The 15,855-nt window shown below is 59.4% G+C and carries 18 protein-coding genes; 12 read left to right on the top strand and 6 right to left on the bottom strand.

The genetic code is table 11. From position 1 onward, the window contains the following. Positions 1-20: 20 nt before the first annotated feature. Positions 21-1,475, bottom strand: a complete 1,455-nt coding sequence (locus ACUTQW_RS02530; RefSeq protein WP_037432478.1) for an aminotransferase-like domain-containing protein — start codon at positions 1,473-1,475, stop codon at positions 21-23. Between the two features lie 176 nt (positions 1,476-1,651). On the opposite strand from ACUTQW_RS02530, the gene ACUTQW_RS02525 reads away from it, so the two are divergent. From ACUTQW_RS02525 to ACUTQW_RS02515, 3 genes are all read left to right on the top strand, one after another. Further along, complete coding sequence (locus tag ACUTQW_RS02525; protein WP_445654797.1) at positions 1,652-1,840, top strand: DUF1127 domain-containing protein; 189 nt, start codon at positions 1,652-1,654, stop codon at positions 1,838-1,840. A gap of 11 nt (positions 1,841-1,851) precedes the next feature. Beyond that, on the top strand, positions 1,852-2,475 hold the full coding sequence (locus ACUTQW_RS02520) for a glutathione S-transferase family protein (RefSeq protein ID WP_006324293.1): 624 nt from the start codon (positions 1,852-1,854) through the stop codon (positions 2,473-2,475). 237 nt (positions 2,476-2,712) lie between these two features. Continuing rightward, positions 2,713-3,843, top strand: a complete 1,131-nt coding sequence (locus ACUTQW_RS02515) for a Gfo/Idh/MocA family protein (RefSeq protein ID WP_004942141.1) — start codon at positions 2,713-2,715, stop codon at positions 3,841-3,843. Positions 3,844-4,068: 225 nt separating this feature from the next. Here the strand turns inward: ACUTQW_RS02515 and ACUTQW_RS02510 are convergent, their stop codons facing one another. Together ACUTQW_RS02510 and ACUTQW_RS02505 are read right to left on the bottom strand one after the other, a co-directional pair. Beyond that, entirely contained in the window at positions 4,069-4,614 is a 546-nt protein-coding gene (locus tag ACUTQW_RS02510) for an antibiotic biosynthesis monooxygenase (protein ID WP_006324295.1), read from the bottom strand. 44 nt (positions 4,615-4,658) lie between these two features. Beyond that, positions 4,659-5,303 carry an isochorismatase family protein gene (locus tag ACUTQW_RS02505; RefSeq protein ID WP_006324296.1) on the bottom strand — a complete coding sequence of 215 codons (645 nt, stop codon included), beginning with the start codon at positions 5,301-5,303 and terminating at the stop codon, positions 4,659-4,661. A gap of 140 nt (positions 5,304-5,443) precedes the next feature. On the opposite strand from ACUTQW_RS02505, the gene ACUTQW_RS02500 reads away from it, so the two are divergent. Beyond that, positions 5,444-6,352, top strand: a complete 909-nt coding sequence (locus ACUTQW_RS02500) for a LysR family transcriptional regulator (protein WP_445654796.1) — start codon at positions 5,444-5,446, stop codon at positions 6,350-6,352. Positions 6,353-6,414: 62 nt separating this feature from the next. Here ACUTQW_RS02500 and ACUTQW_RS02495 read toward each other — a convergent pair whose 3' ends face one another. Then, positions 6,415-7,203 (bottom strand): PhzF family phenazine biosynthesis protein, encoded by a 789-nt coding sequence (locus ACUTQW_RS02495; protein ID WP_037432482.1) that lies wholly within the window; start codon positions 7,201-7,203, stop codon positions 6,415-6,417. A 231-nt stretch (positions 7,204-7,434) separates the two neighbouring features. On the opposite strand from ACUTQW_RS02495, the gene ACUTQW_RS02490 reads away from it, so the two are divergent. From ACUTQW_RS02490 to ACUTQW_RS02460, 7 genes are all read left to right on the top strand, one after another. Continuing rightward, a complete protein-coding gene (locus tag ACUTQW_RS02490) occupies positions 7,435-7,911 on the top strand; it encodes an OsmC family protein (protein ID WP_004942150.1) in 477 nt (158 codons plus the stop codon). 88 nt (positions 7,912-7,999) lie between these two features. After that, positions 8,000-9,067: a fatty acid desaturase gene (locus ACUTQW_RS02485; protein ID WP_006324299.1), complete on the top strand. Its 1,068-nt coding sequence runs from the start codon at positions 8,000-8,002 to the stop codon at positions 9,065-9,067. A 29-nt stretch (positions 9,068-9,096) separates the two neighbouring features. Further along, positions 9,097-10,029: a glycine betaine ABC transporter substrate-binding protein OsmF gene (gene osmF, locus ACUTQW_RS02480; RefSeq protein ID WP_004942154.1), complete on the top strand. Its 933-nt coding sequence runs from the start codon at positions 9,097-9,099 to the stop codon at positions 10,027-10,029. A 73-nt stretch (positions 10,030-10,102) separates the two neighbouring features. After that, positions 10,103-11,263, top strand: a complete 1,161-nt coding sequence (locus ACUTQW_RS02475) for an ABC transporter permease (protein ID WP_006324300.1) — start codon at positions 10,103-10,105, stop codon at positions 11,261-11,263. Further along, a complete protein-coding gene (locus tag ACUTQW_RS02470; protein ID WP_004942157.1) occupies positions 11,260-12,195 on the top strand; it encodes an ABC transporter ATP-binding protein in 936 nt (311 codons plus the stop codon). The genes ACUTQW_RS02475 and ACUTQW_RS02470 overlap by 4 nt, the downstream gene beginning before the upstream one ends. After that, positions 12,192-12,968 carry an ABC transporter permease gene (locus tag ACUTQW_RS02465; RefSeq protein ID WP_006324301.1) on the top strand — a complete coding sequence of 259 codons (777 nt, stop codon included), beginning with the start codon at positions 12,192-12,194 and terminating at the stop codon, positions 12,966-12,968. Before ACUTQW_RS02470 ends, ACUTQW_RS02465 begins: the two co-directional genes overlap by 4 nt. Positions 12,969-12,973: 5 nt before the next feature. Continuing rightward, positions 12,974-13,756, top strand: a complete 783-nt coding sequence (locus tag ACUTQW_RS02460; protein WP_020438710.1) for a phosphate/phosphite/phosphonate ABC transporter substrate-binding protein — start codon at positions 12,974-12,976, stop codon at positions 13,754-13,756. A gap of 27 nt (positions 13,757-13,783) precedes the next feature. On the opposite strand, the gene ACUTQW_RS02455 is transcribed toward ACUTQW_RS02460, so the two are convergent. After that, entirely contained in the window at positions 13,784-14,515 is a 732-nt protein-coding gene (locus ACUTQW_RS02455; protein WP_037432484.1) for an SDR family oxidoreductase, read from the bottom strand. Between the two features lie 128 nt (positions 14,516-14,643). Here ACUTQW_RS02455 and ACUTQW_RS02450 point away from each other — a divergent pair, with 128 nt between their 5' ends. Further along, positions 14,644-15,555: a LysR family transcriptional regulator gene (locus ACUTQW_RS02450; RefSeq protein WP_006324304.1), complete on the top strand. Its 912-nt coding sequence runs from the start codon at positions 14,644-14,646 to the stop codon at positions 15,553-15,555. Here ACUTQW_RS02450 and ACUTQW_RS02445 read toward each other — a convergent pair. Next, the gene (locus ACUTQW_RS02445; RefSeq protein ID WP_006324305.1) at positions 15,543-15,719 is read right to left on the bottom strand and encodes a hypothetical protein; all 177 of its coding nucleotides are present in this window, start codon (positions 15,717-15,719) and stop codon (positions 15,543-15,545) included. The two genes, ACUTQW_RS02450 and ACUTQW_RS02445, sit on opposite strands and share 13 nt — an antisense overlap. Positions 15,720-15,855: the final 136 nt, after the last annotated feature.

The raw sequence follows: 15,855 nt of genomic DNA, 5'->3' as shown, positions 1-15,855 counted from the left end.
TAATCCGATTGCGACAAGCTTTAATCCCGCAGCGCCTGGGCGCTTTCGATGTCGGCTACCGGCGCCAACAGTAGCCTTTGGATGGTCTTGCCGACCCGGCTAACCGCCTGTTCAATCTCTGGCGTCAGTTTCGGGGCGTAGTTAATGCGCAGGCAGTTACGGTATTTGCCGGAGGCGGAAAAAATGCTGCCGACGGCAATCTGCACGCCCTGTTGCTCCAGATAGCGGTTCAGCCGCAGGGTATCAAATTCGTCGTCCAGTTCAATCCACAGCATAAAACCGCCGCGCGGCTGGCTGACGCGGGTGCCGGGCGGGAAATATTTCATGATCCAACCGGTCATCCGATCGCGGTTTTGCTGATAGCGGGTACGCATGCGCCGCAGATGCTGCAGGTAATGGCCGTGGCGGATAAAGTCGGCAATCGCCAACTGCGGTTGAGTGGCGGTGGAGCCGGTGCCGATATATTTCATGTGCAGCACGCGCTCCAGATAACGGCCGGGGGCAATCCAGCCGATACGCAGGCCGGGCGCCAGCGTTTTGGAAAAGGAACTGCACAACAGCACGCGGCCATCGTCGTCGAAGGACTTGATGGTGCGCGGCCGCGGATACTGATAAGCGATGTCGCCGTAGACGTCATCTTCGATGATCGCCACATCATGGCGCTGCGCCAGCGTCAGCAACCGTTGCTTGCGCGCCTCGGGCATGATGTAGCCCAGCGGGTTGTTGCAGTTGGGCGTCAGCAGAATTGCCTTGATCGGCCACTGGTCCAGCGCCATTTCCAACGCTTCCAGGCTGATGCCGGTCAGCGGATCGGTAGGGACTTCCAGCGCTTTCATGCCCAGCCCTTTCAGCGTTTGCATGGTGCCGTGAAAACAAGGGGAGTCCACCGCCACAATGTCCCCCGGCTGGCACACGGCGCGCAGCCCGGCGGACAGCGCCTCATGGCAACCTGTGGTGATCACCAACTGATCTGCGCTTATCTGGCAGCCGGAATCCAGCAGCAGGCGGGCGATTTGCTCACGCAATCCCATCACGCCCTGAATATTGTCGTAATACAGGCTGCGCAGATCGCCGTGGCGGCCCATATGCCCCAGCACCTTCACCAGCGGTTTCAGCGTCGGTTCGCTGATATCCGGCATGCCCCGCCCCAGCTGTACCAAGTCTTCACGCGGTTTGGTGCGGATCAGTTCCAGCACCTGTTCCCACTGCGAAATGTCCACCGGCCGCTGCACCGGGCGGGTGACGGCAGGCAGTTCGGCTAAGGTGTGCAAGCCCCGCACGAAGTAGCCCGATTTCGGCCGCGCTTCCACCAGTTGGCTCTCTTCCAACAGGCGATAAGCCTGCTGCACCGTGCTGATGCTGACGCCGTGTTCCTGGCTCAGCGTACGTACCGACGGCAGGCGATCGCCGGCCGGATAAAGCCCCTGTTCGATGCGTTGGCTGAGGATGGCGGCCAGCGTGGCATAGCGTGTCATACAGATACCCAAAATGAGAGTGAATGAGAAAAATACCGGCACAGATGGGATTAAATTAGACCATTCAGATACGCAGAGACAGCTTTTGTATGGAAAAAATACCACCGTCTTGAATCTGTACCGCTTTACCCCCGCGTCGCATCATTAACGTCGAGGCTAAACCGAAGGAGAACGTAATGATGACCCTGTTTGCAGATGGCGCGCCGGCGCGGAGCCGGTTACTCTTTTTCCGTTGGCGTTTGTACCTGCAACGCCACCGTACGCGTAAATCGCTGTTGCTGCTGGACGATGTGCAGTTGGCGGATGTCGGTCTGACGCGCGCCGATGCGCGGCGGGAAGGGCGTAAACCTTTTTGGCTGGAATAAAAGGAAACGGCATGCTGAAGTTATTGGGTAAGGCGTCATCGATTAACGTGCGCAAGGTGCTGTGGACCTGCCATGAACTGGAGGTGGCATTACAGCGGGAGGATTGGGGCAGCGGTTTTCGCTCCACCCAGGAACCGGCGTTTTTGGCGTTGAATCCCAACGGGCTGGTGCCGGTACTGATCGACGGCGAGCGGGTGTTGTGGGAATCCAATACGATTTGCCGCTACCTGGTGGGCCGCGAAGGGCGCCAGGATCTGCTGCCGTTGGAGCCGGGTGCGCGTGCCGGGGTCGAGATGTGGATGGACTGGCAGGCTACCGATCTGAACAACGCCTGGCGCTACGTGTTCATGTCGCGGGTGCGCCAGGATGCCGCTTATCAGGATCAGGCCCGATTGGCGGACGCCGAAAGGGAGTGGAACCGGCTGATGGGCATACTGGAGCAGCACCTGACGCAGGGCCAGGCTTATATGGCCGGTGCGGCTTTTAGCCTGGCGGACGTGGTGATCGGGCTGTCGTTGAACCGCTGGTTGATGACGCCGTTCTCGCGCCCGGATTACCCGGGGCTGAATGCGTATCTGCAACGGCTTAAGCAACGGCCGGGGTTCTTGCTGTATGGCGCCAACGGTTTACCGTGATATGAAATAAAATATCCATTTTATTCGTGCGTTCTTCACTGCCGGGTGCAGCGTATCGCGATCGTCGCGCCGTTGCATCATGGCCTGCAGGGTTTCATGAACGGCATCACGGATATGAGTTTTATTTTTCTCCTGACTTGTTATTGAAATTTATATTCCATATAACCTTGTATCAGATGGTGCGTTTCATTGAGCGGCGCGCCGGTCATATTATGGATATCGGCAGGGGAGAAAGTGATGAAACAGGTACGCGTTGGGTTAATCGGCACCGGCTACATTGGGCGGTGCCACGCCATTGCTTATGCGCAGGCGGCCACGGTATTTCCACTGAAAGGCGAACTGGTGCTGGAAATGCTGGCGGAAGTGACGCCGGAGTTGGCGCAACAGCGCGCCGCCGAATTTGGTTTCTCACGCTCTACCGGCGACTGGCGGCAGTTGGTGGCGGATCCGGCCATTGATGTGGTGGATATCTGCGCGCCAAACTTCCTGCACAAGGAGATGGCGCTGGAGGCGATCCGCCACGGCAAGCATGTTTATTCCGAAAAACCGCTGGCGCTGGACGCCAATGATGCCGCCGAAATGGTGCAGGCCGCCCGCGCCAAAGGGGTTAAAACGCTGGTGGGTTTCAACTACATGAAGAACCCGACCAGCCAGCTGGCGCGCGAAATTATCGCCAACGGCGAGATTGGCGAGGTGGTGCATTTCTACGGCACCCACAATGAGGACTATCTCGCCGATCCGCGCACCCCGATAGACTGGCACTGCCGCAAGGCCAGCGCCGGATTGGGCGCGCTGGGGGATCTGGCGGCGCACATCGTCAACATGGCTCATTACCTGGTGGGCGATATCGTGGCGGTCTCCGGCGACATGCAGACCATCATCAAACGGCGGCCGGATGCCAAAGACCCGACGGTGATGCACGACGTGGAAAACGAAGATCAGGCCAGTGCGCTGGTGCGTTTTGCCGGCGGCGCCATGGGCACTATCGAAACCTCGCGCATTGCCTGCGGGCGCAAGATGGGGCTGACCTACGTGGTGACCGGCACCAAAGGCACGCTCAGCTACACCCAGGAGCGGATGGCGGAACTGAAGCTGTATCGTCATGACGAACCGGCAGAGCGGCAGGGCTTCAAAACGCTGCTGGTGGGGCCGAAGCACCCGGACTACGCGGCGTTTTGCATCAGCGCCGGGCACGGCATCGGTTTTAACGATCAGAAAACCGTGGAGATCCGCGATCTGGTCAACGGCATTGCCGCCGGCGATCGCATGTGGCCGGATTTCGAGGAAGGCTGGAAAGTGTCCTGCGTGCTGGATGCGATAGCCGCCTCCGCCGAGCAGCGCCGCTGGCTCGATATCAATCGCGACTAGGCGGCGGGTTATGGCGCACTCAGGCTGAAGGCGCCATAGCTTAGGATGTTAATCAGCTACCAACTTCATAAGCTACTAACTTAATAAGCTATTAAGTTGGTAGTTTGATATGATTGAAACGCCGGGCATGAACAACCGAACGCGCCCCAAGCCGCCGACGGCGTAACCCCCCCCCTCAATGTCAATCCGGGCTAATGCCCATTCGCTGCTCTCCTGCCGGACGGCCTAGTGGCGGATAAGCCATTGATGAAAGACGCGGGTCACGATCGGCATCCAGAGGAAAACCACCAGGGCGACCACGGTAGCGTCATTGAGAAAATGGCCGGGCAGCGTGCCGACCAATTGCGGCAGCAGCTTGCCCCAGAACCAGGGCACCAGATTGGTGGAGGGGAAGATCACCAGCAGGGTGATCAAAAACTGTTTCCACTTGGCGGGTGGCCGGGTCGTGGCGCTCGGCGGCGTGAACCAGAATTCCGCGCCGGGGCGAATATCTACGTGGTCGTCTTCCAGCAACAGCGGCGCCACTTCTTCGATGTATTTCTTGCGCAGTGGCGAGTTGTTCCACTGGTTCAAATTGTCGATGCTGTCGAAACGCACCAATATCGTATAGACCTGCTCGCTGCCGGTCGGGCGGATCACGTTAACGCCCAGGTGGCCGGCGAAGCCGGCGGCTTCCGGCATAATGCGTTTCAGCCAAGCCTCGTAGGTCTGCTCTTGACCCGGTGCCAGACGATGAGTGATCACTAACGTGACGTGCTGCTGATGAACCATTAAGTCGACTCCAAAAAAGACCCCGGCGCGGCCGGGGCGGGCAATTATTTCATCACTCGCAGCGGTGCAAGGGGCGTCAGAGAGGCTGCGTCGTCAACGCCCATGTCGTAAGTGCCGCCGTGCTCACGCACCAGCGCCATCACCGCGTCGTAGGTTTCTTTGTGCGCCCAGTTACGTTGATATTCCAACAGTACCTGCTGCCAGGTTACCGGGGTGGCACCGGCCTGGACCATGGGATCGATAGTGCGATCATGCACATTGACCGAACTGCCGCCGGAAGTGTCGGTAACCACATAAACTTCATAACCGGCTTCCAGTGCCATCAATGCCGGACAGGTCAGAGAGACCTCGTTCCACAGCGCGGAAATCACCAGCTTCTTGCGGCCGATGGCCTCGACGGCCCTGACAAAAGCGGCATCTTCCCAGACATTCATCGTGGTGCGCTTAACGGGGGCGATCTCAGGGCGAACCGCCAGCAGTTCCGGCCAAATAGCGCCGCTGAAACGCTCGGTTTCGACCGCGCTGAACAGCGTCGGAACGTTAAAGATCTTGCCGGCTTTGGCCAAACCGACAACGTTGTTTTTCAGTAGCCGACGATCAATATTAGCCTCGCCAAAGGTCATCTGCGGCTGGTGGTCGATAAAAATCAGCGCGGAGTTATCTTTATCAAGTAATTGAAATTCAGACATGATTTACTTTCCCAATCCTACTGCGAATTAACCGCTGTAATGCAAAGCCGATAAAATGCAGGGTAGACAGGGGGCAATTTCAAAGATAGCGCAGAATTTTTGCCATCTTGTTGAGTTTTTTTATACACGGGGGGAATGCGGTGAGACTAAACCTGGAAGCGTTACTGATTTTGGATGCGCTGGATCGACACGGCTCTTTCGCCGCTGCGGCTTCGGCGCTGTTCAAAACGCCCTCGGCGCTGAGCTATATGGTGCAAAAACTGGAGAGCGACCTCGAGGTTACCCTGCTCGACCGTTCCGGCCACCGGGCGAAATTCACCGATACCGGCAAACTGATGCTGGAAAAGGGCCGGGTGCTGCTGCGGGCGGCGCAAGATCTGGAACAACAGGCGCGCTATGTGGAAAACGGCTGGGAAAGCGAGATCACGCTGGGCATTGACGCCTCCTTCCCGTTCGAACGGCTGTTGCCGCTGATTGAAGAGTTTTATCAGCGCCATCATCATACCCGCCTGGCCTTTAGTCATGAGGTGCTGGCCGGTTCCTGGGAGTCGCTGGTTTATGGCTGCGCGGACATTATTATCGGCGCCATTTGTGAACCGCCGTCGCGCGTTGGCTATGCTTTCAGTCAATTGGGCCGACTGGATTACGTGTTTGCCGTGGCCCCGCAGCACCCGCTGGCGGCGCTGCCAGAGCCCTTGCTGAAGGCCGATATCCGGCAGCACCGGGCCGTGGTGGTACGGGATACCTCGCGAGTGAATGCACCGCAGAACCTCAATATCCTCGAGGAGCAAGATCAACTGACGGTCTTTGGCTTCGACGCCAAACTGCGGGCGCAGCTTCGCGGCCTTGGCTGCGGTTATCTGCCGCGCTACCTGGCCGAACCTTACCTTAAAAGCGGCGAACTGGTGGCGAAAAGTGTCGAAGCGGAACGTTGCAGCGATATCGCCTATTTTGGCTGGCGTGAAAGCGCCACCGGCCTGGCGGCAAAATGGTGGTGCGAACGGTTGCAGCAGTATGCCGATGCCGGGGATGCGTATCCCGCAGAGTGAAACCGAATACGCCTTATTGCCCGCAGGTACTCGGCTTTACTGGGGGGAGGCTTACGCCGGCGTTAGTCAGGCAGGTGGATTTCCGCTTTCATAAAGGTGACGGCCTGGCCCTCGATCGTGACTCTGCTTTCCTTTAATTCGCACGCCAAATGGCCTCCCCGCACGGAGGCCTGATAGGCAGAAAGTTGGGTCTTGCCGAGGTGGGCGGCCCAGAAGGGAACCAGGGTGGCATGTATCGACCCCGTGACCGGATCTTCAGGAATACCGGCACCGGGGACAAAATAGCGCGACACGAAATCATAGTCTTTGCCTTCTGCCGTGATCACCACGCCGACCGACCCGAGCTCCGCCAGCTTGTTGAGGTCGGGTCGGTAACCTCTGACCGCCTCTTCGTCTGCCAATACCACGAAAATATTCTCGAAACTGCGGAAGTGGCTGACGGCCAAATCACGGAACAGCGGGGCGATAGCGGCCGGTAGTTGGGAGAGAGGTTCCGGGGGAATACAGGGTAAATCCAGCAGATAGCCGTTTTCCATTACGTTCACTTTCAATTGGCCGACGCGGGCTGAAAACGACAATGTCCCTGCGATACCGTATTCGGTTACCAGTATATGCGCGGCGGCCAGCGTAGCGTGGCCACAGAAATCGACCTCCAGGGTCGGCGTAAACCATCGGAGATCCCAACCTTCTTTGCCGGGTTTAACAAAAGCCGTTTCCGCAAGATTGTTTTCTGCGGCGATGGCCTGCATGAGGCTATCCGGCAACCAATCATCCAGAACCAGCACCGCAGCAGGATTACCGCCGAACACCCGCTCAGAAAAGGCGTCAACCTGGTACATTTTGTGGAGCATCGATCATCCTCTCATTATGTTTTTTTGGTCATTATATTGTAATTTTACGCTCATCATCAGAGATGATACGGGATGGGACGTGCATAAAAAATGCGGCGATCGTGAGAAAACGTCACTGTCGTGCTGCCGGATAAAAACGTCGCTTGCCCCTTGGCCTTTTTCCGCCAATAGTTGTCGCGGGTCTTTCTTTGATTAGCGTTTTTTGATGCATGGCAAAAGGAAAATCGGGTAATGAAAGGTGAACATCAGTACGACGTGGAAGTGAACTGGGAAGGCAATCTGGGCGCCGGTACGCCGGATTACAAATCTTACGGCCGCGATCATCGCATCAGTGCCGCAGGCAAGGCGGATATTGCCGGTTCCGCCGACCCGGCCTTTCGCGGCGACGCCGCCCGCTGGAACCCGGAGGATCTGCTGGTGGCGTCAGTCAGCGCCTGTCACAAACTTTGGTATCTGCACCTGTGCGCCACGTCGGGGATTTCGGTGCTGGCCTATCAGGACAACGCCGTCGGCATCATGCGCGAAGACGCCCAGCGCGGCGGGTTCTTTACTTCGGTTACGCTACGCCCGCGGGTAACGGTGCGGGACGGCGACGATCTGCAACTGGCGCAACAACTGCATGAAAAGGCGCACCACCTGTGCTTTATCGCCAACTCGGTCAATTTCCCTATCGAATGTCAGCCGCAGGCCGTTTACGCAAATAGCTGATTTTTAACTTTGCTTTACCGCTTTCGTTATTTTGAGCGCCACTGCGGCTCGCAGATACTGAGGAAAATTTCCTACAGCGAGCCGCAGCATGTCCTCAACCCAACGCCACAGCCACTATCTGCATTCTGCCCAGCGCAGCTGGATCCGGCAGCTTAACCGGCGCTGGTACTGGCGGCTGGAGCTGCCGACCTGGGGCATCATGGCTGCGGTCTACGGCGGCTGGTTTGGCGTGGCGCAGTACTGGCAGACGCTGGGGCCGTGGCTTGGCACACCGCTGCTGATCCTGCTGACCACCTGGTATATGTCGCTGCAACATGAACTTATCCACGGCCATCCAACGCGCTGGCCGCGAGTCAATCAGCTGTTTGGCCTGTTGCCGCTGGCGGTCTGGTATCCCTATGGTCTGTATCGCGATTCGCATATTCAGCACCACCGCAACGAACACCTGACCGATCCGCATGAAGATCCCGAAAGCTATTATTTCAGCCAGGCCCAATGGCAGCGTTTCCCACGGCTGTTTCCGCTGTTGGCGAAGGTACGCAATACGCTGGCCGGGCGCATTGCGCTTGGCCCGGCGCTGGATATCGCGGCTACGTTGGTCAACGCATTGAAAGCTATCGCCGCCGGCGAACTGCGCACGCTGGCGATGTGGCTGGTGCACCTGCTGCTGTTGGTGGCGGTGCTGGGTTGGCTGCAACGGCAGGGCATTGGCGCGGCGTTCTACCTGTTGGCCGTCAGTTACCCGGCGCTGGCGCTGACCAAGGTGAGATCGTTTTTTGAGCATCGCGCCGTTGAAGCTCCGCAGGCACGTTCTATTATTAATGAGGCGGCGTGGCCGTGGCGGCTGCTGTTTCTCAATCTGAACTATCATTTAGTTCACCATGATCTGCCCGGCTTGCCGTGGTACGGTTTACGGGAAGTGTATCTGGCGGAGCGCGGCGCGTACCGGCAGCGCAGCCAGGGATTTGTGGTGCAGGGCTATGGCCAATGGGTGAGTGACTACGCGTTTACCCCGGTTGCCGTTGAGGTTCACCCTTTCAGCGGCGGTGAAACGCCGGCGGCGCACCAGCGCGAATATGATGCCTGGCCGGCAGAGACATTGATTGCGCGATGGAAGCGCGTTTCTCAGGATTTTCCAATCGATCTGGCCAAATAGCCGGAAAACACATTACAAGAGGAAAAAGTATGGCTATCACTCCATCACGTGGACGTTTCTTTGCTCTGGCGTTGACCTTGCTCGCCGCGAGCGTCGGCGTGGCGCAGGCTGCCGATACGGTGCGCGTCGGGTCTAAAATCGACACCGAAGGTTCGTTGCTCGGCAACATCATCGTGCAGGTGCTGGAATCCAACGGCATCAAAACCACCAACAAATTGCAGCTCGGCACCACCAAGGTGCTGCGTGGGGCGATCACCTCCGGCGAGATTGACGTCTACCCGGAATACACCGGCAACGGCGCATTTTTCTTCTCCGATGAAAAAGATCCGGCGTGGAAAAACGCTCAGGCCGGTTTCGAGAAGGTGAAGAAGCTCGATTATGACAAGAACAAAATCGTTTGGCTGGCGGCATCGCCGGCCAACAACACCTGGACCATCGCCATCCGTCAGGATGTGGCGGACGCCAACCACCTGAAGACCCTGGCCGACCTGAGCAAGTGGATCAACGGCGGCGGCAAGTTCAAGCTGGCGGCTTCGGCGGAATTTATCGAGCGCCCGGATGCTTTGCCGGCGTTCCAAAATGCCTACGGCTTTAAACTGAATCAGGATCAACTGTTGTCGCTGGCCGGCGGCGATACCGCCGTGACCATCAAGGCGGCGGCGGAGCAAACCTCCGGCGTGAATGCGGCGATGGCCTACGGCACCGACGGCCCGGTGGCGGCGTTGGGGCTGCAAACGCTGGAAGATCCAAAAGGGGTGCAGCCGATTTACGCGCCGGCGCCGATTATTCGCGAGGCGGCGCTGAAACAGCATGCCAATATCGCCGAACTGCTGCAGCCGGTATTTGCCTCGCTGGATGGCCCGACGCTGCAGAAACTCAACGCGCAGATCGCGGTAGAAGGCCAGGATGCCAAACAGGTTGCGGCCGCTTATCTGAAAGAGAAAGGATTTGTTAAGGGATAATGCCGATATTCCCCCTCTCCCCTTGGGAGAGGGGCGGGATACGGCCCACCAGACATGGAGCCGGAGAGTTTCTTTGATTATTGCCGTAAAAAACCGCGTTTTACTGACATTGCTTATCCTGTTGCTGCTGGCCGCATTTGGCCTGCCGTTTCTCAGCTATGCCCCCAATCGCCTGCTGTCGGGCAAGCCCATTTCCCTGATCTCCCTGCTGCATGGCCCGGCATTGTGGTTGTTGGCGCCGATGCTGGTGCTGGCGGCGCTTAGCCTGTTGGCGCCGAGCAGGCGCAACGCGTTGCTCACCGCGCTGGCCGCTTCGGCATTGCTGACGCTGGCCTTCTGGCTGAGCGGCCATGCCGCGCAACAACTGGCGCAGGAAGGCTCCAAACTGGCGCGTACTTCCTGGGGCAGCGGTTGCTGGTTGATATTGGCGCTGAGCCTGTTGATGGCCGCGGACGCCATGACCCGTCTTGCTGCCTCGCACCTGTGGCGTATCCTCGGCAATCTGCTGGTAGTTCTGCCTGCGTTAGCGCTGCTGTTTGGGCATCAGTTGGATCAGCTTTCGTTGCTGAAGGAGTACTACAACCGGCAGGACGTATTCGACGCCGCGCTGTTGCAGCACCTGACCATTCTGCTGGCGACGCTGGTGCCGGCACTGCTGATTGGCGTGCCGCTCGGCGTGTTGTGTTTCCGTTCCCGTCGCTGGCAAACGCCGATCTTCTCGACCCTGAACATTATCCAGACCGTGCCCTCGATTGCGCTGTTTGGTCTGCTGATAGCGCCATTGGCCGGGTTGGCGACGGCGGTACCTTGGCTGGCGGAGCACGGCGTGAGCGGTATCGGCATGGCGCCTGCGATCGTTGCGCTGGTGCTGTATGCCCTGTTGCCGCTGGTGCGCAGCGTGGTAGCCGGGCTGCAAAGCGTGCCGGCCAGTGTGATCGACTCTGCGCGTGGCATGGGCCTGACGCGCGGGCAGATTTTCTTGCGCGTGCAGTTGCCGCTGGCGTTACCGCTGTTTCTGACCGGCGTGCGCATTCTGGCGGTGCAAACCGTCGGCATGGCGGTGGTGGCGGCGTTGATCGGTGCCGGGGGTTTTGGCGCCATTGTTTTCCAGGGCTTGCTCAGTAGCGCGCTGGATTTGGTGCTGCTGGGGGTGATCCCGGTGATCGTGATGGCGGTAATCGTCGATTCGCTGTTTAAATTTATGGTTTCATTATTGGAAGTGTCACGCCGATGATTCACTTTAACCAGGTCAGCAAGATTTTTCAGGGCAAGCCGGCGGTGGACGACCTTACGCTGCAGATTGCCGAGGGCGAGTTTGCCGTACTGATCGGCACCTCGGGATCCGGTAAATCCACGACGTTAAAAATGATCAACCGGCTGATCGAGCACGATGAGGGCAAGATTTATTTTGCCGGCGAGGAGATCCAGAAATTCAAACCGCAGGATCTACGCCGCCGGATGGGCTATGCCATTCAGTCGATTGGCCTGTTCCCGCACTGGACGGTGGAGGAGAACATCGCCACCGTGCCGCAACTGCTGAAATGGCCGCGAGCGCGCATCCGCGACCGGGTGACCGAACTGCTGGAACTGCTGCACCTGGAGCCGGATCTGTTCCGCCGCCGCTACCCGCACCAGCTTTCCGGCGGGCAGCAGCAGCGGGTTGGGGTGGCGCGCGCGCTGGCCGCCGATCCTGAGGTGTTGCTGATGGATGAGCCATTCGGCGCGCTGGATCCCGTCACTCGTGCGGCGCTGCAAACGGAGATTGCGCGCATTCATCATCTTTCCGGACGTACCATAGTGCTGGTGACGCACGACATCGACGAAGCGCTGGCGCTGGCGGATCGCATCGTATTGCTCGATCAAGGGCGCATTGTGCAGCAGGGCACGCCACTGGAGATGCTGACCGCGCCGGCCAACGATTTTGTCCGCGATTTCTTTGGTCGCAGCGATCGTGGCATCAAGCTGCTGTCGCTGGGAACGGTGGCGGAGCGCGTGCGCCCCGGCAGTGCCGACGGCGAGCCGATCGCTGCCGCCATGAGCCTGCGCGAAGCCCTGTCGGTGTTTGTGGCGCGCGGCAGTGAACGTTTACCGGTGGTGGGCGAACAGGGCGAAGCGCTCGGCGTGCTGCATTTCAACGATCTGATTAACCAAAAGGCGCTGTCATGAGTGCGCAGCGTTCCACGCGCTGGCTGCGCGATCCGCTGCCCTGGACCTTTGCTTTGCTGCTGGCGCTGGTGTTTGGCATGAATCATTTGCACGGGCTGTTCGCCGCCTGGTTCCCCGACTTGGATCGGCCGGTCTATCAGCAAGACAGCTTTATTTCGCTGGTGTGGGCGCACCTGCTGCTGGTGGCGGTTTCCAGCCTGATCGCCGTGGCGATTGGCGTGGCGGCCGGGATCGGCGTGACCCGCCGGGCCGGCAAGGAGTTTCGCTCGCTGGTGGAAACCCTGGTGGCGGTCGGTCAGACCTTCCCGCCGGTGGCGGTGCTGGCGGTTGCCGTGCCGGTGATGGGCTTTAGCGAGCAGCCGGCGATTATTGCCCTGGTGCTGTACGGCCTGCTGCCCATCTTGCAGGGGACGCTGGCGGGGATTGAGTCGGTGCCCAGCGCCACACGCGAGATTGCGCAGGGGGTGGGGATGAACGCCAGGCAGATCCTGTGGCGGGTCGAACTGCCGCTGGCGGCGCCGGTGATTGTCGCCGGTATCCGCACGTCGGTCATCATTAACATCGGCACGGCGGCGATCGCCTCCACCGTCGGCACCAAAACGCTAGGTTCGCCGATCATCATCGGCCTGAGCGGTTTCAATACCGCCTATGTGATCCAGGGCGCAGCGGTGGTGGCCTTGCTGGCGATCATCACCGATATGCTGTTTGAGCGCTGGGTGCGCTATCTCACCGCCTGGCGTCAGCAGACGCCGGCGGATCCTTCTGTGGGGTAAGGGACATGAAGCAGGTATCTTTGCCGATGTACGGCGTTACGCATCAACCGGCCGAGGCCTTTTGGCAGGTGCTGCGCGAAAAACTTCAAGATTTGGGGCTGGCGGATCTGCCGCCGCAACTGAGTTGGCCGCAGGATTTGGCGCGGCACTGGCAGCAGGACGATGTCTTGCTCAGCCAGACCTGCGGTTATCCGCTGGTCAGCAGCCTGCCGCAGGTACAACTGGTCGGCACTTATCACTATCGCGTCGAGGGCTGCGAGGGGCCGGAGTACAGCAGCTGGTTGGTGGTCCGCGATGATGAGCCGGGCGAAAGCCTGGCGGATTTTCGCGGCCGGGTAGCGGCCTATAACAGCACCGATTCGCAGTCTGGTCATAACAGCCTGCGCGCCCTGATCGCGCCTTTGGCGCAAGACGGAAAATTCTTCCGCGCCGCCATTGCCTCCGGTGCGCATTATCAATCGCTCAGGCTAATCCAAAACCGCGAAGCGGACATTGCGGCCATTGACTGCGTCAGCCTGGAATTGCTCAAACGGGCGCAACCGCAGGCGCTGGCGGGGGTGAAAATTATTGGTCGGACGGCCGTCGTTCCAGGGTTGCCGCTGATTACCTCAGCGCATACGCCGCCGGAACAGCTGGAAATATTGCGCGCCGGAGCAAAGGCGATGGTGGGGGAGGCTGTGAGCGACAGCCTGCTGATCGGCGATTTCACGCTGGTCCCCCGTTCGGCGTACCAAAAGATCACCGCACTGGAACAACAGGCCGCCGCGCTGGGGGTGACGGCGCTGTAAGCTTCCCCCAGGCGGCGCTTGCCAAACTTACAACAGGCCGCCGCCGTCGATGTCAATCACGCTGCCGGTGATAAAGCCGTTTTCCATTGCCAGCAGATACCCTGCCGCCACGTCCGCCGCCTGGCCGACGCGCCCGACCGGCAGCCCGGCGCTGATTTTGGCGAACATCGCCTGACGCTGTTCGGCGCCAAGGGCATCGTAGGCTTCGGTGACGGTAACGCCGGGGCTGACCACGTTGACCCGACGCGGCGCCAGCTCTTTCGCCAACTGTTTGCCAATCGCCTCCAGCGCCGCATTGATGCCGGTTTTAATCAACTGCCCGCTGAGGTATTTGCGCGACAGCTGGCCGGAGGTCAGGGTGATGGAGCCTTTCGGTGACAAGGTAGGCAGCGCGGCTTGAATGGCACGCAATGCGCCCCACAGTTTGACGTCGAAATTGGCCTGCGCCTTGTCAAAATCCGTATCCGCCAGCAGTTTGGCCTGAACTGCCGGCCCGGCGGTGAACACCAGATGATCGAACTCGCCGACCTCGGCGAACAGCGCGCGCAGCGAATTTTCGTCGGTGACGTCCGCCTGCATTACCCGCAGGTTGCCGCCGTCGGCGGGCTGATAGTGTTGCATGCACCCGGAGCGGCGTGAGGCCAGCACTACGCTGGCGCCGTTTGCCACGGCGGCGTAAGCCACCGCCGCGCCGATACCGCTGTTACCGCCGATAATCACCAGCTTTTGCCGGTTCAGGGAAGAAGAAGAGAGGGTCATGATAGTGCCTCGATTGCCATGAATGTTGATGTTATCTATCATCAGGCATTGAAAATCCGCGAACAATCAGCCTAAATGGCAAACACTTATAAATTACTTTTAATAATAGGCGTGGCGCCAGGATCCTCATGACATCCTTTATCGATCTCGACGTGTTCGTTCGTACGGTGGACGGCGGCAGTTTTTCAGAGGCGGCGCGCGCGCTGGATATCACCCCGGCGGCGGCCAGCATTGCGGTTAAAAGGCTGGAGCAGCGGCTGGGGGTACGGCTGTTGGTGCGCTCCACCCGCAGCCTGCGCTTGACGGAGGAGGGGCGGCGTTATCTTGATAGCGCCCGGCTGGCGTTAGGCGCGTTGGCGGAAGGGGAGCAGGCGATACGCGAGAAACACCAGGGGCTTTCCGGCGTGCTGCAAATTTCTGCGCCGTCGGATTTTGGCCGTAACCTGTTGTTGGGTTGGCTGGACGAATTCAAGCTGCAGCACCCGCATATTCAACTGCAATTGCTGATTAACGACCGCCAGGCCGATCTGTTTCGCGAGCCGGTAGACATTGCGCTGCGCTTTGGCCAACTGGCGGATTCTTCGCTGGTGGCGCTGCCCATTCTGCCGCAGCACCGGCGCTTAATCTGCGCCAGCCCGGCTTACCTGCAACGGTATGGCGCGCCGCAGACGCCGGCGGAACTGGCGCAACACGGCATTTTGATTTATCAGCCCAGCGGGCGCAGGCAGGCCGAATGGCGCTTGTGGCGTGGGGATGAGTGCATTGAAGTGCCGTTGAACGGCCATTATTTTACCGACGACGGCGAGGTGGCGCGGCGTTGGGCGCTGGCCGGGCACGGTATTGTCCGTAAATCGGCTATCGATGTGGTGGCGGATATTCACGCGGGGCGTTTGGTGCAGCTATTGCCGGAATGGCAAAGCGACGCGGTGCCCATCAGCCTGGTGTGTCCGCACCGTTCGCAGGTGTCGGAGCGCGTCAGGCTGTTGCAACGCTTTTTACAGCAACGTTGCCAGGGCTGGATGGACCATCACTTGGCCTGAATGCTGTCTGCCGGAGCCGTGCTGACGGCGGCATCGCTGGTGGTGGTGCTCTCTTCGAGCGGCGTGGTGGAACGGGTGTACATATTCAGCCCGGCCAGGAATACGCCACCCAACGAGCCAAAGGCGGCCAGGGCGATAACGATGATAAAGGCTTTTTTCAGCATAGGAATAGTTTCGCAGGTTGTTTGGAACAGCGGGAATTATAGACCCTTTGTCGGGTGAAACAAGACGCATTTTTATACCCGTGGGCTTCCCAGCCGCCGCATTGTTGACGGCGGCATAGGGGCGAATATCTTCGCC

The sequence above is a fragment of the Serratia sp. TSA_7 genome (assembly GCF_052692135.1).
This window is presented reverse-complemented; position numbering and strand designations above follow the sequence as displayed.